This window comes from bacterium SCSIO 12844, from assembly GCA_024397935.1.
Taxonomy (GTDB): Bacteria; Pseudomonadota; Gammaproteobacteria; order Francisellales; family Francisellaceae; genus M0027.
Map to the genome: position 1 here is coordinate 2,930,091 of CP073743.1, position 23,498 is coordinate 2,953,588.

21 protein-coding genes and 4 tRNA genes are annotated in these 23,498 nt (G+C 35.6%); 7 read left to right on the top strand and 18 right to left on the bottom strand.

Features of this window, described 5'->3' with window-relative positions:
• Positions 1-32: 32 nt before the first annotated feature.
• The 12 genes from rpoB to KFE69_12930 all read right to left on the bottom strand — a co-directional run bounded on the left by rpoB (position 33) and on the right by KFE69_12930 (position 9,583).
• Complete coding sequence (gene rpoB / locus KFE69_12875) at positions 33-4,115, bottom strand: DNA-directed RNA polymerase subunit beta (GenBank protein ID UTW42360.1); 4,083 nt, start codon at positions 4,113-4,115, stop codon at positions 33-35.
• Between the two features lie 163 nt (positions 4,116-4,278).
• Complete coding sequence (rplL, locus tag KFE69_12880; protein UTW42361.1) at positions 4,279-4,653, bottom strand: 50S ribosomal protein L7/L12; 375 nt, start codon at positions 4,651-4,653, stop codon at positions 4,279-4,281.
• Between the two features lie 66 nt (positions 4,654-4,719).
• Complete coding sequence (gene rplJ, locus KFE69_12885) at positions 4,720-5,244, bottom strand: 50S ribosomal protein L10 (GenBank protein UTW42362.1); 525 nt, start codon at positions 5,242-5,244, stop codon at positions 4,720-4,722.
• A 236-nt stretch (positions 5,245-5,480) separates the two neighbouring features.
• Positions 5,481-6,176, bottom strand: coding sequence for a 50S ribosomal protein L1 (rplA, locus tag KFE69_12890; protein ID UTW42363.1), 696 nt, complete (start codon positions 6,174-6,176; stop codon positions 5,481-5,483).
• Positions 6,176-6,610: a 50S ribosomal protein L11 gene (rplK, locus tag KFE69_12895; GenBank protein UTW42364.1), complete on the bottom strand. Its 435-nt coding sequence runs from the start codon at positions 6,608-6,610 to the stop codon at positions 6,176-6,178. Before rplK ends, rplA begins: the two co-directional genes overlap by 1 nt.
• 84 nt (positions 6,611-6,694) lie before the next feature.
• A complete protein-coding gene (gene nusG, locus KFE69_12900; protein ID UTW42365.1) occupies positions 6,695-7,240 on the bottom strand; it encodes a transcription termination/antitermination protein NusG in 546 nt (181 codons plus the stop codon).
• 33 nt (positions 7,241-7,273) lie between these two features.
• Positions 7,274-7,531: a preprotein translocase subunit SecE gene (gene secE, locus KFE69_12905; GenBank protein ID UTW44084.1), complete on the bottom strand. Its 258-nt coding sequence runs from the start codon at positions 7,529-7,531 to the stop codon at positions 7,274-7,276.
• Positions 7,532-7,819: 288 nt separating this feature from the next.
• Positions 7,820-7,895 (bottom strand) — tRNA-Trp (locus KFE69_12910).
• Positions 7,896-7,931: 36 nt separating this feature from the next.
• Positions 7,932-9,116 (bottom strand): elongation factor Tu, encoded by a 1,185-nt coding sequence (gene tuf / locus KFE69_12915; protein ID UTW42366.1) that lies wholly within the window; start codon positions 9,114-9,116, stop codon positions 7,932-7,934.
• A gap of 104 nt (positions 9,117-9,220) precedes the next feature.
• Positions 9,221-9,296 (bottom strand) — tRNA-Thr (locus KFE69_12920).
• A gap of 57 nt (positions 9,297-9,353) precedes the next feature.
• Positions 9,354-9,427 (bottom strand) — tRNA-Gly (locus tag KFE69_12925).
• A 71-nt stretch (positions 9,428-9,498) separates the two neighbouring features.
• Positions 9,499-9,583, bottom strand: a tRNA-Tyr gene (locus KFE69_12930).
• A gap of 110 nt (positions 9,584-9,693) precedes the next feature.
• Between KFE69_12930 and KFE69_12935 the strand changes: the two genes are divergently transcribed.
• Positions 9,694-10,383 carry a DUF4124 domain-containing protein gene (locus KFE69_12935; protein UTW42367.1) on the top strand — a complete coding sequence of 230 codons (690 nt, stop codon included), beginning with the start codon at positions 9,694-9,696 and terminating at the stop codon, positions 10,381-10,383.
• Positions 10,384-10,388: 5 nt separating this feature from the next.
• On the opposite strand, the gene KFE69_12940 is transcribed toward KFE69_12935, so the two are convergent.
• The 3 genes from KFE69_12940 to carA all read right to left on the bottom strand — a co-directional run bounded on the left by KFE69_12940 (position 10,389) and on the right by carA (position 14,492).
• Complete coding sequence (locus tag KFE69_12940) at positions 10,389-12,620, bottom strand: bifunctional (p)ppGpp synthetase/guanosine-3',5'-bis(diphosphate) 3'-pyrophosphohydrolase (protein ID UTW42368.1); 2,232 nt, start codon at positions 12,618-12,620, stop codon at positions 10,389-10,391.
• 166 nt (positions 12,621-12,786) lie between these two features.
• Entirely contained in the window at positions 12,787-13,344 is a 558-nt protein-coding gene (locus tag KFE69_12945) for a DNA-binding protein (GenBank protein UTW42369.1), read from the bottom strand.
• 41 nt (positions 13,345-13,385) lie between these two features.
• Entirely contained in the window at positions 13,386-14,492 is a 1,107-nt protein-coding gene (gene carA, locus KFE69_12950; protein UTW42370.1) for a glutamine-hydrolyzing carbamoyl-phosphate synthase small subunit, read from the bottom strand.
• A 195-nt stretch (positions 14,493-14,687) separates the two neighbouring features.
• Between carA and KFE69_12955 the strand changes: the two genes are divergently transcribed.
• From KFE69_12955 to KFE69_12965, 3 genes are all read left to right on the top strand, one after another.
• Complete coding sequence (locus KFE69_12955) at positions 14,688-15,407, top strand: response regulator (GenBank protein UTW42371.1); 720 nt, start codon at positions 14,688-14,690, stop codon at positions 15,405-15,407.
• Positions 15,407-16,453 (top strand): phosphate regulon sensor histidine kinase PhoR, encoded by a 1,047-nt coding sequence (gene phoR, locus KFE69_12960; protein ID UTW42372.1) that lies wholly within the window; start codon positions 15,407-15,409, stop codon positions 16,451-16,453. The genes KFE69_12955 and phoR overlap by 1 nt, the downstream gene beginning before the upstream one ends.
• Before the next feature lie 81 nt (positions 16,454-16,534).
• On the top strand, positions 16,535-17,158 hold the full coding sequence (locus KFE69_12965) for a sterol desaturase family protein (GenBank protein ID UTW42373.1): 624 nt from the start codon (positions 16,535-16,537) through the stop codon (positions 17,156-17,158).
• Here KFE69_12965 and KFE69_12970 read toward each other — a convergent pair.
• Both KFE69_12970 and KFE69_12975 read right to left on the bottom strand, forming a co-directional pair.
• The gene (locus tag KFE69_12970; GenBank protein UTW42374.1) at positions 17,155-17,865 is read right to left on the bottom strand and encodes a hypothetical protein; all 711 of its coding nucleotides are present in this window, start codon (positions 17,863-17,865) and stop codon (positions 17,155-17,157) included. The genes KFE69_12965 and KFE69_12970 overlap by 4 nt on opposite strands.
• Before the next feature lie 58 nt (positions 17,866-17,923).
• Positions 17,924-20,302 (bottom strand): hypothetical protein, encoded by a 2,379-nt coding sequence (locus tag KFE69_12975; GenBank protein ID UTW42375.1) that lies wholly within the window; start codon positions 20,300-20,302, stop codon positions 17,924-17,926.
• Positions 20,303-20,625: 323 nt separating this feature from the next.
• Here KFE69_12975 and KFE69_12980 point away from each other — a divergent pair, with 323 nt between their 5' ends.
• Both KFE69_12980 and KFE69_12985 read left to right on the top strand, forming a co-directional pair.
• Positions 20,626-21,015, top strand: a complete 390-nt coding sequence (locus tag KFE69_12980; GenBank protein UTW42376.1) for a hypothetical protein — start codon at positions 20,626-20,628, stop codon at positions 21,013-21,015.
• 72 nt (positions 21,016-21,087) lie between these two features.
• Complete coding sequence (locus KFE69_12985) at positions 21,088-22,158, top strand: FAD-dependent oxidoreductase (protein ID UTW42377.1); 1,071 nt, start codon at positions 21,088-21,090, stop codon at positions 22,156-22,158.
• A gap of 10 nt (positions 22,159-22,168) precedes the next feature.
• Here KFE69_12985 and KFE69_12990 read toward each other — a convergent pair whose 3' ends face one another.
• On the bottom strand, positions 22,169-22,774 hold the full coding sequence (locus KFE69_12990; protein UTW42378.1) for a DUF3261 domain-containing protein: 606 nt from the start codon (positions 22,772-22,774) through the stop codon (positions 22,169-22,171).
• Positions 22,775-22,942: 168 nt separating this feature from the next.
• On the opposite strand from KFE69_12990, the gene KFE69_12995 reads away from it, so the two are divergent.
• Complete coding sequence (locus KFE69_12995; GenBank protein ID UTW42379.1) at positions 22,943-23,479, top strand: hypothetical protein; 537 nt, start codon at positions 22,943-22,945, stop codon at positions 23,477-23,479.
• Positions 23,480-23,498: the final 19 nt, after the last annotated feature.

Here is a 23,498-nt window from a genome sequence, read left to right on the forward strand (position 1 = left end):
TTTACCTTTTTATTGTGACGACTCTTAAGCAATCAATCAGAAGATAATTCCATATCGATACCTAAGGCTCTGACTTCTTTCATTAATACATTGAAAGATTCAGGCACACCTGCATCAATATACTGATTACCATCAACAATATTTTTATACATACGTGTTCTACCTGTGACATCATCTGATTTAACCGTCAACATTTCACGTAATGTATAAGCTGCACCATAAGCTTCAAGTGCCCAAACTTCCATCTCACCAAAGCGCTGACCACCAAACTGTGCTTTACCACCTAGCGGTTGTTGCGTTACCAGCGAGTAAGATCCAGTAGAGCGTGCATGCATTTTATCATCAACCAAATGGTTAAGTTTTAGCATATACATATAGCCAACTGTTACTTTACGTTCAAATGGCTGCCCTGTTCTGCCATCATATAAGGTCATTTGTCCAGATTCTGGTAAATCACAGAATTGTAATAATGACTTAATATCAGCTTCTTTGGCACCATCAAATACTGGCGTTGCAATTGGTACACCCGTTTTAAGATTATGTGCAAGCTCAATGACTTCTTGATCATCTAGCTCATCTAAATTCTCTTTTTTATCACCAAACTTATTATAAACTTCTTCAAGCAGTTTTCTGAGCTCTTTTGCTTTCACCTGCTTTTCAAGCATAGCATTAACTTTATCGCCTAAGCCTTTGGCAGCTAATCCCATATGAGTCTCTAATACCTGTCCGATATTCATACGTGAAGGTACACCTAATGGATTCAGTACAATATCAACTGGTGTTCCATCATTCAAATATGGCATATCTTCAATTGGTAAAATACGTGAAACAACACCTTTGTTACCATGACGACCAGCCATTTTATCACCTGGTTGAATATGGCGTTTAACTGCTATATAAACTTTAACAATTTTTAACACGCCTGGTGATAAATCATCGCCTTGAATTAATTTCTTACGCTTTTCATTGAATTTTTCATCATAAGCTTGACGTGCTTCATCCATTTGTTTTTTCGCAGCTAATAAAGCATCGGTAATTGATTGTTCATCGACACGAATACCAAACCATTGATCTAATGGTGTCTCTTCTAAATAGTCTGCTTTAATTTCTTGACCTTTCTTAAGCTTATTAGGCCCTGAAACTGCTTTTTTACCAACCAATAGCGCACCTAAACGCTGACGAACGACATTTTCAATAATGCGGTATTCATCATTTAAATCTTGACGAACACGTTCTAATGCTTCTTTCTCAATTGATTCTGCACGAGAATCCTTTTCAACACCATCACGGGTAAAGACTTGAACATCAATAACAGTACCATGCATACCAGTAGGCATACGAAGTGAACTGTCTTTGACATCAGATGCCTTCTCACCAAAAATAGCACGTAGCAATTTCTCTTCTGGTGTTAATTGTGTTTCAGCCTTAGGTGTTACTTTAGCAACTAAAATATCACCTGGCTTAATTTCAGCACCAATATGAACAATACCTGCTTCATCAAGCTTCGTTAATGCACTTTCTGAAACATTAGGAATATCAGATGTAATCTCTTCTGGTCCTAATTTGGTATCACGCGCAATACAGGTTAACTCTTCAATATGAATTGATGTATAACGATCTTCTTCTACAACACGTTCAGATAATAAAATTGAATCCTCAAAATTAAATCCATTCCACGGCATAAAAGCAACCATTAAGTTCTGTCCTAATGCCAACTCACCTTTATCTGTAGAAAAACCATCCGCTAAAATGTCGCCTTTAACAATGTAATCACCTGGCTTGACCAAAGGTCGTTGATTAATACAAGTCGTGTGATTTGAACGTCTAAATTTTGTTAAACGATAGATATCAACCCATGAATCACTACCAGCAGACTCTTTTTCATCGACTTTAATAACAATACGTCCACTATCGACATCTTCTACAATTCCAGAACGTTGCGCAACAATACAGGCACCTGAATCACGAGCAACAATACGCTCCATTCCTGTTCCAACTAACGGCTTATCTGCTTTTAGTGTTGGAACTGCTTGACGTTGCATGTTAGAACCCATTAAGGCACGGTTAGCATCATCATGCTCTAAGAAAGGAATTAATGCTGCAGCAGCAGAAACCATTTGTTTTGTTGATACATCCATAAACTGAACTTGATCAGCTGTACTAAACATTGCCTCACCTTTAAATCGGCATTGAATCAACTCATCAGTCAAACGATTATCCTTATCTAGAGATGCCGATGCTTGCGCAATAACATATTTGCCTTCATCCATGGCAGATAGATAAGAAATCTCATCGGTTGCTTTACCATCAACTACTTTACGATAAGGCGCTTCAAGAAAACCATAGGCATTGGTTCTAGCATAACAAGCCAATGAATTAATCAAACCAATATTTGGTCCTTCAGGCGTTTCAATTGGACATAAACGACCATAATGCGTTGGATGCACATCACGTACTTCAAAGCCTGCACGATCACGTGACAAACCCCCTGGACCTAATGCTGAAATACGACGCTTATGAGTCACTTCTGATAATGGATTATTCTGATCCATAAACTGCGATAATTGACCTGAGCCAAAAAATTCGCGAATTGCTGCAGTAATTGGTTTAGCATTAACTAAATCTTGTGGCATTGCTGATTCACGATCAACCAATGACAAACGCTCTCTAACAGCACGCTCTACTCTAACTAAACCAATACGGAATTGATTTTCAGTCATTTCACCAACGCCACGAACACGTCGGTTACCTAAGTTATCAATATCATCGACTTCACCTAAGCCATCACGAATACTGATTAGCTCACGAATCACAGCAATGATATCTTCTTTCGTTAACACTGAAGCGCCTGTTTCATCTTTATAACCCAGACGTGAATTAAATTTCATACGACCAACCGGTGATAAATCATAGCGATCTTCAGCAAAAAATAAGCTATCAAATAAACCTTGAGCAGACTCGGCTGTTGGTGGCTCACCTGGACGCATCACACGATAAATTTCAACCAAAGCATCCATTTGAGAGTTTGCCACATCTAGCTTTAAAGTCTCAGAAATATAATTACCACGATTTAAATCATTGGCATAAATCGTTTGAAACTTAAATAAGTTTGCTTGAAATAATTTTTTCAGAGCTGGATCTGTAACTTCTTCATTGGCACTAACAATTAATTCACCTGTTTGTGGGTCAGCCACATCTTGATAGAATGGTCTGCCAAGCACATAACTTAATGGCACTTCAACTGAAGTAATTTTAGCTTTCTGCATATCTTTAACAGTTTTTGCAGTAATTCGTTTACCTTGAGCAACGATCAACTTGCCATCTTTATCTTTAATTTCAAACTCAGCTGTCATGCCTTTTAAGGTAACTGGATCAATTGACATGAATATTTTATTATTTTTTACTTCAAAATCAATTGGATCAAAAAACTCAGCCACAATCTCCTGATTACTATAGCCTAATGCTTTTAATACAATAGTAACTGGAAGTTTACGACGCCTATCAATTCTAGCATAAACATTGTCTTTTGGATCAAATTCAAAATCAAGCCATGAACCACGGTAAGGAATAATACGCGCTGAATATAATATTTTACCAGCAGAATGCGTCTTTCCACGATCATGATCAAAAAAGACACCTGGGGAACGATGAAGTTGAGATACAACAACACGCTCAGTACCATTGATAACAAATGTACCATTGTCAGTCATTAATGGGATTTCACCCATATAAACTTCTTGCTCTCTAACATCTTTAACTACTTTTTCATCAGCAGAAGCTTCTTTATCATAAATCACCAAACGAAGCTTAACTCTTAATGGCGCTGAATAAGTAAGCCCTCGAATTCTACATTCATTTTCATCAAAAACAACTGGGCCAAAACGATAGTTAACATAGTGTAGCTCAGTATAACCTGATACACTCGTAACTGGAAAAACCGAACGAAAAGCTGCTTCTAAACCAATATCTTGACGATCATCTGGTTTGTGGTCTCTTTGTAGAAAGTCTTTATATGAGTCGACTTGAATGGACAACAAATATGGGACATCCAAAATTTGCGGTAATTTACCAAATTCTTTGCGTATACGTGTTTTCTCGGCATATGAGTAAGGCATTGGATATTCCTCTAAATTGAGTTTGCTCTCTTTTAAATAAAAACTGTTTACCCAAAAATTAAAGCCATAGGGAAAATTTCAGTTTACTGCTTATCTTATATAGCAGAAAAGGCTCATGGTGCATAGACCATCAGCCTTTAAAGTTATCATGTCAAACTTAAAATTACTTAAGTTCAACCGTAGCGCCAGCTTCCTCAAGAGACTTTTTAAGCTCTTCAGCTTCTTCTTTACTAACTGCTTCTTTAATCGTTGTTGGTGCGCCATCAACAGCATCTTTAGCTTCTTTTAGGCCAAGACCAGTTGCTGCACGAACTGCTTTAATGACGTTAACTTTTTTATCGCCAACAGTTTTCAATACAACGTCAAATTCAGTTTTCTCTTCAGCTTGTGCTGCATCACCTGCTACAGGACCAGCAACTGCCACAGCTGCTTGCGCTGAAACACCGAATTTTTCTTCCATCATTTTAACTAGGTCACATACATCCATAACGCTCATTTCAGAGACGGCATCTAGGATCTGTTCTTTAGTAATAGACATTTTATTTTCTCCTAACTAACATAGATCGTTAAACATTTAACGTTTGTTTTCATTTATCTTTAGTCTTTATGCAGCTTGCTTTTTATCGCCAACTTGCGCCATTACACGAACCATCTGTGCAGTTGGTTCATTTAACGTACGAACGAATTGCGTTACAGGTGCTAGCATCACACGAGCTAAACTTGCAAGCGCTTCTTCACGTGTTGGTAATTTAGCAAAGGCTTCAAGTTTCTCATCAGAGAAGATCTCACCACCCATTGCCAAACCTTTAACTTCTAACTTTTTATTGTCTTTAATAAAATCACGCATTAAACGAGCAGCAGCACCAGGTTCTTCCATAGAGAACGCTAACACCATTGGCCCTTTTAATGTTTCAGTCATACAAGCAAATTCTGTGCCTTCTACAGCACGTTTAGCTAGTGTATTTTTGACAACTTTCAGATAAACATTATTTTGGCGCGCTTGAGCACGCAAATTATTCATCTGAGTTACAGTTAGACCACGATAATCAGCAACAGCCGCAGACAAAGCAGTCGAAGCGATTTGGGCAACTTCAGTTACAATCGCTTTTTTATCTTCTAGTCTTAACATTGACTTCTCCAACTTTTGTCTACGTCTTGCTTTTATGGGTTTAACGATGTTATCGGATTGATTGAAAAGTTAAATTTCTCTCCAATTTAGGCCAACCATCGTCTGCGTAGGCCATAAAACACATTTATTTTACGATTAAGCCCTAAATATAGAGCGCCTACGGTCTTTGACACCACAAGCTTTTATACCTAAAAGCTTTAAGGCCCAAAGAATTCTTTTTCACAAAGGCAGGTAGTTTACACAGTTATTGTACTTAAGTCCAGCGCTAATCCTGGCCCCATCGTACTTGAAATACTTACCTTCTTTAAATAAACACCTTTAGCAGCTGTTGGCTTAGCTTTTTTAAGATCACTCAACAATGCTTCAAGGTTTTCTTTTAAGTGATTTTCATCAAAATCAATTTTTCCAATCGATGTATGAACAATACCAGCTTTATCAACACGATAACGAACCTGGCCCGCTTTCGCATTAGTTACTGCTGTAGCAACATCAGGTGTAACCGTTCCAACTTTTGGGTTTGGCATAAGACCTTTAGGACCTAGAATCTGACCTAATTGACCAACCACACGCATTGCATCTGGTGAAGCAATAACAACATCAAAGTTAAGGTTTCCTTTTTTAACTTCATCAGCCAAATCATCCATACCAACAATATCGGCACCTGCTTCTTTTGCTTTATCTGCATTTTCACCTTGTGTAAATACAGCAACACGCACAGTTTTACCTGTACCATGTGGCAATATAGAAGCACCACGAACAACTTGATCTGACTTACGAGGGTCAACACCCAAATTAACCGCAACATCAACTGACTCATTAAATTTTACTTTAGAAGTCTCTTTTAGTAATTTAATACTTTCAAGAAAGTCATACTGTCGAGTTGATAGCACTTTTTCACGAATCATCTTAAGACGCTTTGATAACTTAGCCATTATTCAACACCCTCCGTTACGATTCCCATACTACGAGCGGTACCAGCGATTGTTCTAACGGCAGCATCCATATCAGAAGCTGTTAAATCAGGCATTTTAACCGTAGCAATTTCTTCTAATTGCTCACGAATTACTTTACCATTGGTTTCTTTTGATGGGTTAGAAACACCTTTTTTCACTTTAGCTGCTTTCTTTAATAAGAAAGATGCTGGTGGCGTTTTCATAATAAAAGTGAAACTACGATCACTATAAACCGTAATAACAACAGGCACAGGAGATCCTGGCCCCATACTTTGAGACTGTGCATTAAATGCTTTACAGAACTCCATAATATTAACACCATGCTGACCTAATGCCGGACCAATTGGTGGCGACGGGTTAGCCTGGCCTGCTTTTACCTGCAATTTAATATATGCAGCAACTTTTTTAGCCATTTTTATTACTCCTAATTTCAAAGGTTTGGGTATAGCGCCTATGGCAAGGCTCCCCTTTTATTTACTTAATATAAATAAATCACATTAAGTCTCTTTTTCAACTTGAGAAAACTCAAGCTCAACTGGTGTTGAACGACCAAAAATAGAAACAGCCACTTGTAGGCGACTTTTCTCATAGTTAACTTCTTCAACAACACCTGTAAAATCAGCAAACGGACCTTCAAGAACACGAACCACTTCACCTGCTTGAAAGACAGTTCTAGGTTTCGGCTTACCTTCTTCTTTACTGCTTTCTTCAACGGCATTTAGAATTGCCTCTGCTTCTCTGTCCGAAATTGGCGCAGGCTTATCACTTTTTCCACCAATAAAACCACTAACTCTTGGCACACGACGCACCAACTGCCAAGTCTGTTCGTTCATTTCCATCTGGATTAATACATAGCCTGGAAAAAACTTACGTTCACTTTTGCGTTTTTGACCCTGCTTCATTTCAACAACTTCTTCAGTAGGCACTAAAATCTGCCCAAAAAAGTCCTCAAGAGCCGCTAGTTTAATTTGTTCTTCTAGCTGAAGTTTAACGCGTTTTTCATAACCTGAGTAAGCTTGAATCACATACCATTTAAACGCCATCTTTATTCCACTTAATTTATAAAGTTAAACCTACTATATTGCAATAATCATTCTGACAATGTATAAAAACAAACTGTCAAACAACCACATAATCAATGCAGCCACTAAAACCACACCAATGATTAATACCGTTGTTTGCACCGTCTCTTGGCGCGTCGGCCACACTACTCGACGCATTTCACCTCTTGCAGAACGAATAAAACCCCAAGCTGATTTCCCTTGGCGAGTTAATAGCGATATTGCCATTAAAATAATCACCAAAACAACAAAGCCTGCAATTCTAACTGGCATTGCAATTTCTTCAGCATAAATTGAATTAGCAACAATACTAATTGCTAATAAAAATACAATACCGATCCAAATAAGACCATCTTTACCTTTTAAAGCAGCATTATTTTCAGAACCACGCTCAACTACTGGCGCATGCTGATGATTTTTATTCAATAATTTTGCTTTACTATGCTTAGAATCAACTTGCTTATCAGACACAGTCGAAGCCACCTTTATTACTAATATACATACAAAAACGGTGCGTCATCTTAACATAGATTAACGCACCGTTCAAGCGTTTATTTTATATGGCAGGCCAGGAGGGACTTGAACCCCCAACCTGCGGTTTTGGAGACCGCTGCTCTGCCAATTGAGCTACTGGCCTATAAAATATTATTACATTAAAAAATTAAGCATTTTATTACTTAATGATTTTTGCAACAACACCGGCACCAACAGTACGACCACCTTCACGAATCGCAAAGCGAAGACCTTCTTCCATTGCAATTGGCGCAATCAATGTAACATTCATCTTAATGTTATCACCAGGCATAACCATTTCTACACCCTCAGGTAACTCAATTGAACCTGTTACATCAGTTGTACGAAAGTAAAACTGTGGACGATAACCTTTAAAGAATGGCGTATGACGACCACCTTCTTCTTTAGAAAGTACATAAACTTCTGCTTCAAATGTGGTATGAGGTGTAATTGAACCTGGCTTACAAAGTACTTGACCACGCTCAACATCTTCACGCTTAACACCACGCACTAATAAACCAACGTTATCACCAGCACGACCTTCATCTAAAAGCTTACGGAACATTTCAACACCAGTAACTGTTGTTCTTGTTGTATCTTTGATACCAACAATTTCAACTTCTTCACCAACTTTAACGATACCACGCTCAACACGGCCAGTCACTACTGTACCACGACCAGAAATTGAGAATACATCTTCAACTGGCAATAAGAATGGCTTATCTGTATCACGCTCAGGCTCAGGAATATAGCTATCCATAGTCTCCAACAACTCAACAATAGCATTTACATACTGCTCATCACCTTCAATAGCTTTAAGCGCAGAACCTTTAATAATTGGTGTATCATCACCTGGGAACTCATATTGATCAAGAAGCTCACGCACTTCCATTTCAACTAGATCCAATAATTCTTCATCATCTACCATATCGCACTTGTTTAAGAAAACTACGATATAAGGCACACCAACTTGGCGTGCAAGCAAGATATGCTCACGAGTTTGAGGCATTGGGCCATCTGCAGCAGAAACAACCAAAATTGCGCCATCCATTTGTGCAGCACCAGTAATCATATTTTTAACATAGTCGGCGTGACCCGGGCAGTCTACGTGTGCATAGTGGCGAGCATTTGATTCATATTCAATATGTGAAGTTGAAATGGTAATACCACGTGCTTTTTCTTCAGGGGCATTATCAATTTCATCGAAATTTTTAGCTTCTCCACCAAACTTATCGCCAGCAACTTTAGAAATTGCAGCTGATAATGTTGTTTTACCATGATCAACGTGACCGATTGTGCCGACATTAACGTGCGGCTTACTGCGGTCAAACTTTTCTTTTGCCATTTTCATTACTCCGAGGTTTTTAACAAATTTATCTAAAAATCAAAATCTATAATTTTTTTGAAACCTTTATTCTACACTTTTTAAGCCAAATTCATACCATTTTATGGTGCTCACAACCAGACTTGAACTGGTGACCTCTTCCTTACCAAGGAAGTGCTCTACCGCCTGAGCTATGTGAGCAATATATGTTAATTTTACTAAACTTACAAGCCAATCACTTCAACAATACCTTATAACTGGAGCGGGTGATGGGAATCGAACCCACACTATCGGCTTGGAAGGCCGAAGTTCTACCATTGAACTACACCCGCCTAAGATATTTTATTGCTTCTCACCTCATCTGTGATTGAGCATCCCATTATTTATAAAAACATAAGCTTAATGGTGGAGGGGGCAGGATTCGAACCTGCGAAGGCGGAGCCGTCAGATTTACAGTCTGATCCCTTTGGCCACTCGGGAACCCCTCCAAAGTGCCAATTCGGGATAATCATAGGCAAATCACACTGGCAGGTCAACTGTTTTTTTATTATAATTTCTATAGTGTATAAATAATGCTCAAATCAATAGCATAAACCCAATGAAAAAACATTATTTCTTTGTATTACTACTTTTTATTTTACCTAGCATTGCCTATGTAGATAACACAATCTATACATGGGTTGATAACAACGGTCAACGCCATTATTCTAATACGCCACATGCTGATGCTCGCATTGTTGACTTACCCAAACCAACAACCATTCAAGATAATAACTTTCCAAGTAAATTAGATCAAATCAATCAAAATACCCCACTTTCAAAAACGCAAAATATCATACTAATCTCCCCTAAAAACAATCAAAGCTTTCATTTTATGCGCCATCATATTTTAATTCTAGCTAACGGCATTGAAGCCTATTTAAAGTCAAATCCAAATAGCAAAATACAGGTACTATTAAATAACAAGCTCATCTTAACAACTTCAGATTACCCTATTGAACTAATTACACCAACACCTGGTACATATAAGCTTACAATTAAGCTACTGCATAATAATAATACACTAGTTGGCAGATCAAATTCAGTTAAATTCATTATTCTACCTTATCCTCGTAAAGAGCAAGCAGGCACAACTAAGGCAACAAAAGAAGGCTATCAAAATGAAATTGATGGTACAAGCTATCAAGATTTTTATTTAGAGCATCAAAATTCACAGATTCAACCACAAAAACCTTTTAAGCCAACTTGGCAGGATTATCAGAACCAGGTTAACCCTTCTTCTAATTAAAAAACTTAAATACGCCCAACAGAAATAACCCCCCTAATACCTTGAATTTGGCTTTTTAATTTTTGTAATTGCTCGGTATCAATAATAGCAATACGTAAATATAAATAATCCAAATCATCTTTTTTCATTAGCTGCATTTCAGATTTAAATACTGATATATGTTGATCAGCTAATAAATAAAATATTTGTTTAGAGAAGTTATCTCGCTCAAACCCTGTGACTAATAAATCAACCACATAACGCTTTTTATCTACTTTACCCCAATAAACATCAATCACTCGCTCAGGTGATTGCATCATTAAACGCTGCATATTTTTACAATCAAGTCGATGAACTGATACACCACGACCTTGCGTAATATAGCCTAGAATCTCATCACCTGAAACTGGCTTACAACAACCGGCTGTATGTGATAGCAAATTATCTATACCATAAATAACCAAATCTGACTCTTTAATATCTCGCTCTGCTTCACCATGAAATACAGATGATTTAGCTATTTGAACATTTTCTTTATTAGGCTTAACTTTTGAATAATGCTCAACAATATGATTTGCGATTTGATTGAGTCTTAAATCTGCTGTTTCAATTGCTGCAAATAAACTTTCTTCATCTTGATGATTAAAGTGTTCTGCTACTTTTTCATAATCGACTTGTTTCAATTCTGCTTTTTTCAGTTGATTGAGCAAACGCTCTTTACCTAAAAGTGCATTTTCTTGACGATTCTGTATTTTAAACCATCGTAAAATACGTGTACGAATCTTAGCTGAATGAACAAAGCCTAAACTTTGATTTGCCCAGTCAAGCGATGGCCTTGGTTCTTTATGGGTTAGTATCTGTACTCGATCACCAGTTTTTAACTGATAAGTTAAATTAACTATTCGATCATTAACCTTTGCACCTCGACAGCGGTGCCCGACTATTGTATGAACATAATAAGCAAAATCAAGCGGCGTTGAACCAACAGGCATATCTAACACATCACCATCTGGGGTAAAAACATAAACTCGATCTTCAACAATTTCTTCAATAATATCTTTGGTATTTTGCTGATCGAGATAATCACTTTCTTCAATTAACTGCTTCTGCCAACCCAAAAGTGAGCGCATCCACTCAATACGCGCTTCAAAAGACGGATCATACTGAACCCCCTCCTTATAGCGCCAATGTGCAGCGACTCCCATTTCAGAGTCTTGATGCATTTGAAATGTTCTAATTTGCACTTCCAAAGTACGTTCGCTTGGACCAATTACAACTGTATGGATCGACTGATAGCCATTAGGCTTAGGCGTTGCTATATAATCTGAAAATTCACTTGGTATTGGTTCCCATAACTGATTAACCAAAGCCAAAGCACTATAACAGTCTTCAATATCATCAACTAGAATTCTTAAAGCTCTTATATCATATAAATCATTAAAATTTAACGCTTTATTCTTAAGTTTTCGCCAAATACTATAGATATGTTTGACTCTCCCTGAGACATCAAAATGTGTAATAGGGCTGTCGGCTAATTTAGATTTAAGTGCCTTAATACAATCATCAATATAAGACTCACGTTCAAGGCGTTTGCGCTTTAGTTGTTTGGCTATTTTTTTATATGCAACTGGATACAAACAAAAAAATGCTCGATCTTCCATCTCCCATTTAAGCTTAAACAAACCCAAACGATTTGCTAGTGGTGCATAGATATCTAAAATCTCGCGCGCCATAATGTTTTTATAATTTTCAGTCCAATTATCTTTATTAGAGCGCAATAAACAAACACGTTCCGCTAATTTAACCAACACAATTCGTACATCTTTAATCATGCTTAACATCATACGTCTAAATTGGTCAACTTGAGTTATTTGTGACTTTTGATTCTGCAGCATACGCACTTGCGCCATATTATTTGCACCATCTAATATGGATAGTACTTCATGACCTAAACGCTCTAAAATAAAATCAATCTCTACATGTCCGCCGTAATAAAGCTCAAATAAAAGGCCTGCTGCGATGGTTTCTTCACCAACTTCTAAATCAAATAAAATAGAAGCAATTTCAACACCGACTTGAAAACAATTACCACCTAATTGACTTGGCATATCAATGCCAATAGACATTGACAAATCAATTGCTTCACTAATTGTATTAAGTTGATCTTTAGGATAAAAGCATTTCACTTTCTCAAGCCAAGAATCAAACTCTACATAACCTTCTTGTGTAAATCGGTATTTATCTGTAATTTGAACCATTTAAGCCTCTTTAACGCTAGCTTATTTTATTGATTATGCTTAAAGATTAAATATCCATTATTATGCAAATTTAGCCTAATGGCTATTTTTTTATTAAATGAGTCATATGCCTTTTGACTAAATAGTTTACACGCTAAAAAAGCTAATTAAATTAGGCCAAGATACATTAACGCAATTTCTTGCGCTCTGTGTCAAATTGAAGAGATATTTTGCAATGTTGTTGCATTAATTGATTAATTTCTTCTTTTGCTTGACGCTTAATTTCTCTGATTTTATCTTCTACATCCATCATCATTTCATTCATAGAATTTTTTTCTAATTGATGCTGTTCTATGGCACAATTTTTATGTTGACGTATTTGATGTAATGCCCAAAATAATGCTTGTATAGCGACAGGCTCTTGTTGCAGTCGCTCAAATGAAAAAGTTTGATGACGACGATGACGGCCTTTATAACCATTACCATTATTACCAACGACAACAACAACTTCATCTGATGATTTTTTAGTCTTTGGCGGTGTTGATTCTTTTGGTTGGTTTTTAGTTTCCACTTCTTTTTGTGTGCTTTTATCTTTCTGCCAACGACGCAAAAAGTTAACAATTTTAATCATGTCACCATAACCAATCAAACGACGAACTCGTTCGATGGTTACGCGCTCATTATTTTTAACAATTGTCTCTGCTGCCTCAACAACTTGCTCATACGTTAATTCTTGATCTGCCATATCCTCAATACCTTTAGTATTTATTCAATTCCTTAACTTAGTTACGTGGTAATTTTATTTTTATCTAATTGGACGTTATCTACTACTTTCATTTGTTTTACATCATTGATAAAGTGGTCAAATAACCATGCCGTATCCACAGGCCCAGGCGCAGCTTCAGGATGAAATTGGACTGCTGAATAAGGTAGATGAGCATGCTCAATTCCTTGAACACTTTGATCATTTAAGTTTCTAAACGATACATTCCATTGATCCGGCAGTGTTGCTTCATCAATACCAAAGCCATGATTTTGTGAAGTCAAATAACAACGATTGGTTCCTTCATGTAAACAAGGATGATTCTGTGCCCTATGGCCAAATTTTAGTTTATAAGTTTTCGCACCAATGGAAAGCCCTAGAATTTGTGCGCCCAGACAAATCCCAAAAATCGGTTTATTGGAATGTAATGACATAGCTTTCTTCAATATTTCTATTGTTACTTTACACTGTGCTGGGTCACCTGGACCATTTGAGATAAAAATACCGTCATAAGCTTCCTCAGTATAATCATAATCATAAGGAACGCGCTTAAAGCGAACGCCCTCATAAGCACATAAATGACGCCAAATATTTGCTTTCATACCACAATCAACGACGATAATTGTTTTCTCTCCCTCGCCTTTTATAGTTACTTCACTCGCTGTTACTTCACCAACAAGATTTTTTTGATTAATATCAATAAATTTCTTCGGCAGCTTATCACCAATAACAATGGCGCCTGCAACAACACCATGTTGACGGAGCACTTTTGTTAATGCACGTGTATCAACATTGGCAATTAAAGGTGTCTTTGTTTTTTTACACCAAGCCTCTAGTGACATCTCTGACTTATCTCGAGCATAAAATGGTGCAAGCTCTGAAACGACCATGCCTGATGCATGAATTTGATCACTTTCCCAAAAATCTTCTGCTTCAACACCATAATTGCCAATCATTGGATAAGTAAAGACAACAATTTGGCCTTTATAAGATGGATCGGTTAATACTTCTGTATAGCCAACCATCCCTGTATTAAATACAACTTCGCCAAAATTTTCTTTCTCAACCCATAATGGGGAGATACCTTCAAAGACTTCACCTGTTTTAAGTATAAGTTTAGATTGATGCATAGAATTATTTAAACCGTTGGTTAGATTGTGCCAAGTCTAAAGGAAAATGATCCATTATTCAAAATTTATTGTCAAATAAAGTCTAAAGATGAGCATCTTTTTAACCACTAACAATTAACTATTGGTTGGTTTTATCATAATCTGTTAACATAAATGCCATACAAATAATAGGACTAGGCCTTAATAATTACATCGATGGATATATCTATACTAGTTGTTGAAGATGAAGCCCCGATTCGTCAAATGGTTTCATTCGCGCTTAAACGCTGTGGGTTTAACCCTATAGAAGCATCGACAATTGCTGAGGCTAATGAAATTTTAACGCAGCAAAGTATTCAATTAATCCTCCTTGATTGTATGATGCCCGATAAAAGTGGTATTAACTGGCTGACTAAATTAAAGAAAAAACCATCCTTTCAATTACCTGTTATTATGCTAACTGCTAGAGCTGAAGAATCAAATAAAATTAGAGCATTCGATGCAGGTGCTGATGATTATATAACAAAACCCTTTTCACCCAAAGAACTACTAGCACGTATTAACGCTGTATTAAGACGAAGCTATCGCCTAGACAACTTAACTGAAAATAATGAAATCCCAGCTAAATCACAACAGCTTATAGCAGGGGGTATTATATTAGATGTTGATAATCATAGGCTTACTTTAAATGGTAAAAAAACTAAAATTGGTCCGTTAGAATTTAAGCTATTACATTATCTGATGCGCCACCCCGATAAAGCATTATCACGCGAAAAATTACTTGATAAAGTCTGGGGTGATCAAGCAGATGTATTAGAACGAACTGTTGATGTGCATATCAGAAGAGTTAGAAAAATTCTTGAAGCTGAAAACTTAGAATATTTAATTGAGTCAGTCAGAGGCATTGGTTATCGCTTTAATACGGATAATCCATAATGAAAGAAATCGATCAATCTGAACGTTTAGTTTGGGCTAAAAGCTTTGCTGAAGGCCTAACTGATGGTGTTGTTATTTTAGATCAAGCCATGCAAATAGTTTGGTGGAATCGTGTTGCTAAACGCCTACTTAATCTTAATAAATCACATCAAAATGAAACAATTACAGTAATACTTCATTCTCCCTCTTTCTTTGATTATATACAAAGTAATGAGCGTGGCACCATTGAAATGCCTGCACCACAAGCCCCAGATAGAATGCTATCTTTATTACTAATACCCTATAGTGGCTTTAGCATTCTAATTGCCCAAGATATTTCTTATCGTCACCATATCGATCGTATGCGTCAAGACTTTGTCGCTAATGTCTCACATGAAATGCGTACACCATTAACGGTTATTCAAGGTTATTTGGAGATGATGCAAGATGAGGTTGTTGAAACTTTACCACACTGGCAAAGCTACATCCATCAAATGAACCAACAAATGCGCAGACTTGAATTTCTACTTGAAGATTTATTATTACTGACAAAATTGCAATCTCAAGACTTATCTGAAGATGAAGTCACAACGGTTGATGTAGCGCAAATACTATTTGATTTGGTTGAACAAGCAAAAGTTTTAAGTAATGGCAAACATCATTTTCATATTGATATTAACCCCAATTTGAATATTTCTGGCCAAGCTAAAGAACTTGAAAGCTGCTTTAGTAATTTAATTACCAATGCCGTACGTTACTCACCAGATGGTGGAAACATTGATATCGTCTGGTCACATGATCAAGCTGGGGCCCATTTTTATATTAAAGATCAGGGTATTGGCATTGCTGAAAAGCATATTCCACGCCTAACTGAGCGATTTTATCGTGTTGATAAGGGCCGCTCACGTAAAACAGGCGGTACAGGCTTAGGTCTTTCAATTGTAAAATATGTATTATTACGTCATCAAGCAAATTTATATATTCATAGTGACCTTGGTAAAGGTAGCCTCTTTCGCTGTGATTTTCCCTCTGATAACGTTTTATGGCAAAAAAGTAATAAAAATTAACTAAAACGCCCATAACAGGATATTCAAATACATTGATTATAAATACAATATTTCGTATGTTATACAATCAAGATAATCACCATGCCTAGTGTTTTTAAAAATTATTTCTCCCATCCATTAGTTTTATGCCTATGGGTATTGTTTTTTCTTTGTTTAATTGTTTCTATTATCTCTCAATTATTTATTGATTATTGGTATTGGGCATTATTACCAATTGTAATTGCACCATTTTATGAATGGTATGCACATAAGTTTCTCTTACATGCCAAATTATCGACTAAATATAAGAAATTACGCAGCTTTCAAATTAAGCTACATCATGAACATCACAAACAACCTCACTCACTAAAATATCAGTTTGCTCCACCTTTAGCTGTTGTCATTCACTTAATCCAAACCTACCTTTTATTTTCACTGATTACCTTAAGTTTTAGTATTGCAATCGTCCCATTTACTGTCGGTGTTTTATACTATCTTTTTTATGAATGGATGCATTTGGCACACCATACAACAAGCTATAAACCAAAAACAAACTTAGGTCAAAAATTAAAAAGAGCGCATATGCGTCATCACTTTTATAATGAAAACTATTGCTGGGGTATTACAAACCCAGTCGGTGATATTGCCTTTGGCACATTTAAATCAAGAGATAATGTTGCCAAAAGCTCAACTACACATAGTATTTCTGGCTATCATACCAATTAGCAACTTGTACTACTAATGAGGTTATCAATATCTTGATATAAAATTTTAGCATTGCTATCTAAATTACTATACCAAATACCAGTAAGGTCATTACCTAGATTAGGGTCACTCAGACTAAAAAATTGACTCAGTGTATGGGATCTAACATAAATAAGGTGTATATTTTGATCCCCATAAGCTTTATTTAGACTGACTAAATCACTATAGCTATCATCAAAGTGAAAAACACACTTCATTTTAGTTTCTTTCATATCAGTATGATTATAAGCATCGATTATTTTTGGTAATTGGCATACTTTATAGTTACTCGTACATTTCAAGTAATGATAGCCACCATTAACAGTTAAATCATTTAACTTAGAAGACGGTTTGGTTTGATTTTTATAGATATACTGATAAATACTACCTTCTTGATTAGGAGTTAATCCGGTACCTGGATTCCAATAATGTGAATAAGCCCAATCATTTAATGGCTGCTCAGTTGAGTTAATTGCAATACCACAATGATGTGCCATGCATACTTGAATTGCTTCAATAGCACCTTGAGCTGCTCCATTTAAACCACCCGGATAATCAATGGTATAGTCCATATCAAATGTGCATAAGCAACGATCATGGCCTTTAACTGGATATGAAATTGTATCTGCCTGTGCCTGGTAACTACAAAGGCTAAAAAGAGCAAGTAAACAATATAGTTGTGTTTTCATAAAAACCTCATATTTAATTAAAAACTTAAATTATCTGAATTTGATAAGTGATAATAAACTAACAACCGCTAGTTAAGCTGTAGCTGTGACCATTTAAACAATAGTATTTACCTTCAGCTTTCAATGATTGGATATGATCATTAATAAAGCCACCATCATCCATTCCAGGGCCATCACCTGCGATACCTGTTGTACTACCACCACCCCATACAATAGCAAATACATTATTTTCTAATAAATCAGCTAAGTGACCATAACGCCAATTATACTGACTTGACGCTGATGCAACATAGTTATCATATGACATTAAATTATCCGTTGGTTTAATCGATAAATATTCAAGATATGTCATCTCTTTTTCATTAGATGGTATATCATAGTCGGTTAAATCAGCCATTGATATATTTAAAGCTTGCATTAGATTTGATGATAAATTATTTAATAGGTCATCATTTAACGACGCATCACCTAAGAAATAGTCAACAGCAGTTGCACCATGTGATACATCAGTTTCTGCTTTACTCTGCATATGAGCACCTGGTGTTTGCCATAACATCACAGGAATATTATTTAAATTACGGCTGACATTACCAACAAATTTTACATAAACACTCCAGTCATTGGCATTATATAAATAAGGATTTAAAACTATACCATCAACAATCGTATCTCGTTCATATTTATCAAATGCAATATATTGGGGATTATCTAGTTTATTTTTATTATCATAGACATTGAGGGCTTTTAGAAAACTTGCTTCGCCTAAAGCAACACTATTAACCAATGATGGATTGCGATATGCTTGGTGTATCCAACCATGACCACTAGATTGACCAGCCCAAATTGCATCTTCCCAACCAAATGACACATTAGGTGCTACTGAGTTAATAATTCTGTTAATCGATTGAATATAACCTGGTAATGTATTATCAATACCATCTAATGATACATTTACATCAATACCATAATGTGCTTTTACATAATTCATTGCATATTGAATGCTTGATGTAACAGAAACAGGCAATGCTTGTAATTGCTCAATCGTTAAACCACTAGATTTATGTGCCTCACCTAAAAAATCTGGATTTAAAATAATACTTCCATAGGTTTTGTTATAGTCTAGTTCAACCGGATTAGTCTCTAGATAATGTGCCAATAAAATCAGGTTAATATAGTGTTTTTGAAGGTTATCAATATTCTGCAAATCATTGCTTAATGCATAACTCCATGAACCTGACGCATTCGCCGAATAAAATACCATAACTGGTATCACAGGATGCTGAAATTTATCAGTTAATTCCTGTGCCGTTTGAATAGTCACTTTAGAAGCACTTTGGCTTGGATCAACAATATTGCCAGTATCTGATGTTCCTGTTGGACCTGCATACTTATCAATTGCATTAATAGATGTTCTTGATAACATTAAATTTTTACTATAATCGCTATTAACTGTTTCTGTACCCATTGCAAAATAACTAGGCCATCCTTTGACTTGCAAATTAGGTAGTACTTGATTTTTAATCTCAACAGATAAGTTTGTTGTATCAGAAGTTAACGGATAGTTTGTTTTTTGATTAATTTTAACCACTTTAAATGGTGCTTGAACAAAGCTTGCTGAAATAATAATTGGTATATCATCGGTAACTGTAGCTGTTAAATAATGAATATCTCTTGCTGTCATCGATTGATTATTCACAGCAAATTGATAGTTAATACCTGAAGCACTACCAGAATTTAAGTGATAAGTAACAGGATTACTAACTAAGGTAGGCTCAATACTAATTGCCTGTTGAGCAAACGATCGATGAAATGCTTTAGATAATAGTAGCGTTACATGATCTGAGTCATTCTGTTGATACTGCGTATAGACAATACTTATTTTTGCAGGTTGTAATACACTAACCAATTGATTTGGTGAGGCACTACAAGTTGTAGTCTGTGGCTTAAGACTTAAAGATTCACCTTGTGTGACAGAACTCCACCATAAGCCACAAACCTGATAAGGCTGATTAATAATATCATCTGCCTTGATGTTAAACTGCATTTTCTGTCCCTGATAGACAATTGTATTACCATTTTTATCTTCTAAATTAACTGTAACGCTACCATTTAAAGCTATTGTTTTATTTTCGTTTTCTATATTTTTAATGGTAAATTGGTAATTATTATTTTGACTGGGCGGGCTTGGTGGCTGTGAACTACATTGTGCTAAACCCCCCTGATCTATCCAACCATTAGCTGTATTTGGTGTTGGTGTAGCAACTGAACAACCTGACCTATCTAAACAACGGTATGCCTCTATATTAAAACAGGCATAATCACCATAACTAGCATTGCCTTTGAACCCATCCGGATACTTTGCAAATGCATGGCTAATTACAGGTAGCGATAACATAGCCGTTGATATTAATAAATTAACTTTTTTAAAGATAAACATAGACAACCTCCTAATCTATGTGAATTTAGATTTCCTAAAGATATTTTATAAACTCATACCACTGAAACATAGTAGTGTTGCGTATCGTACTATATCAGTCATTTAAAAGTACCCCTCATTTTTATAGGTATAATTATGGCAAAATTTGCTATATAGGAACTTATTTTATATTCATTTTTAATTACTTTTTATTCTTAAAATCATTTTTCTATAAATTACAATTTTACCTAATTATTTGAGGTATTTTGCAGCCGCACAAATAACTTATAATCAAATAAATAAAAATCAAATAACAACTTACAAAAACTGGAGGGTTGAACATTATGCGTTTCTTAAAATATAAAAACATACGCTCTAATATCAATAAGGTATCACCTATACTACTTAGTCAATATGCCAAAACTCGACTAAATTTGCCAGAAATGCAAAATAGTCAAATGGCAGATGACCTCAAAAAACTAATTCTATATACAGAAAAAAATCCTAATGCATCTGGTTTAGCATGTACCGCTTATCTAATAGAGTTATTAGAACAATCTGATGAGCAAAATGAATATACACTACTATTAATCGGACTACTCAATGCAATTTTAAACGTCAATATTTCAATTTATTATGCTGGATTTCTAGCACAAACTATTATTCACAGAACACCCCAGTCAATTGCAAATAATTACAAACATATTTTAGAAAAATTGTTACATAATGCTTAAAGCAATAAATTCTACACCTAGCTAAAATTAACTATACTTAAATAAATAGTTTAAGTTAGGGAAGTTATGATTATGGATAATCAAAAACGTGTTCTTATTGTCGGTGCTGGACCGACCGGTTTAACTGCTGCTGTTGAATTAGCAAGAAGAGGAATTATTCCCACTGTCATTGATAAAAAAACTTCTGCTTCAACCCTTTCAAGAGCAGTGGGTATTATCCCTGATAGTTTAAAAATTTTTGAAGCTTCAGGCATGACTGAAAAGTTACTATCTGCTGGTATTAAAATTTATAATGGTCATTTACATTTTGATACAAAAGAAGTCTTAGAGCTTCAATTTCAAGGCGTTGCCCACCCGTATGATTTTCTTTTATCGCTACCACAAGATCAAACTGAATCTATCTTAAGTCAAACACTTGCTTCACTTGGTGGACAAGTAACTTATGGTCAAGAATTAACTGACTTAAAAGAAGTTAATGGTAAAATTCAAGCGACGCTAAACAATAAAAATATAATTGAAGCAGACTATCTTATTGGTGCAGATGGTATTCGAAGTAACGTTAGAAAGTGTATTAATATTGATTACCCCGGTATTGATTTAGAGGAAATTTGGTCAATTGCAGATATTGATGCAATTAACTGGCCATTTGATAAGAGTGTCAGTATTTATCGTCATAACGATAATGCCAATGTCACTTTTATTATACCAATTGCAAAAAACCGCTATCGCATAGTCTCAAATACAGCTGATGCCTTAAAAACATTGCCTGTACCCATAGACGTGACACAGACGCATCGCCAAGGTACATTTAACATCTCAGTTAGACAGGCTGAAAGTTATCAAAAAGGTAATATTTTTCTTGCAGGCGATGCAGCCCACTGCCATTCACCTGTCGGTGGTCGCGGCATGAATTTGGGCATTGCCGATGCTGCTAAACTAGCTGAATTAATTGCTGAAAATAATACTGAAAATTACACAAAAGAAAGGCACGATGCTGGAAAAGCAATTGTTCAAGCCAGCGAAAAAGCACGTCTTTTAATGACTAATCCCAACAAATCATTTATGTTAAAAACGGTTATTAAAGTTGCTTCAATGATTAGCCCGATTAAGAAAAGCGCTGCTAAAGCAATGCTTGGTGTGTAAAATACCAAACCTAAGTATTAATCTCTACCGATAAATTCTGAATCTTTATCGTGTAATGATATAAAAAATTTTCAAGTTTAATATTACTGACCCAAGGGTTTTTATGATCATAATTAATTTTCATAAATAGCTTATTATTTAAGTAAAATAATCGCTCCTTTGGTGAAACTTTCAGCGTAATACCACTACCTTTAAACATCGATTTAAGCACTGACTCACTAGCATAAGTAAAAATAAAATCACTTAAGGTATGCTTAATCCCCATTGCCGCATTTGGCATAGGTAGTGATGAGCTTTTAATATTTCTTCCATCATAATCAATGGAAAAAATCGTTCCTCCCCAACCTGAAGCTGCAACTAAAATAATATGCTTTGGATTAACTTCTACGATTACTTCCGAAGTATAGGTTTGTGTTTTACCATTAATGCTATAAGTTGCTGATAATATTTGATTTGAATGATAGTTAATATTTAATTGCTCAGGCGTAGGTAAATTAATGTTAACGCCCTTGGCAACCTCAACTTCTGGTGTTTCTGTTGATTTAACCCGAAATAATGCACAAGAAGTTAAACTGAAACATAACATAACAAGTAAAAGTAGTTTAATTGATTTCATTACAAAGTTTATTTAATTGTTCATAGCGTTTTTGTAGTTAAAAAATTATTGCATAACCATCTATAATTAAGCAATCAAATCTTGATCAATCACAGCCTATATTTATTTTCAAAGGTGTGATAATTTACATAATAACTTTAAAAATCAGATATAAAATGGATGTTTACTATGCCAATAAAGATGAATACTCATTTGCGAAATTTACTAATCATACTTATGATGGCTCCTTTATCACAAACATTATTTGCCCAGGATTTATGTACTACTTTGGCTCAAGGTTCTCGCCACTGGGATGATAATGGCAGTATCATAACTGCTAAAAAATCAATTATTAGTTGCAATTATTCAGGCAATGACTTAGAAGTTACAAGTAAACCTGTGGCTGGGTCAACAGATAAAGCAATTGTTAGTTTAAAGCTTAAAAAACATGGGCTATTTTGTCCTGATGCTGGTGGTGATATTCCTGTTATCTGCAAAAATAATACCATTCAATACGACTCAAGCACCACAATTAGTCAAACAGCTAAACTAAATTCATTTAAATTATTTAATTCTGAAGTCGATGGTCTATTACTAAGCTTATCAGAATCTAATGGTCAATATCACGCTGATGGTACAGGCTCTGCTGAAGATGCTTCGCTTGATATTCATTTAAATTCAAATACTGCCCAATATCAAAACTTGATTAATTATTATTTAAGGTAATGCATGGTTACTTACAGTA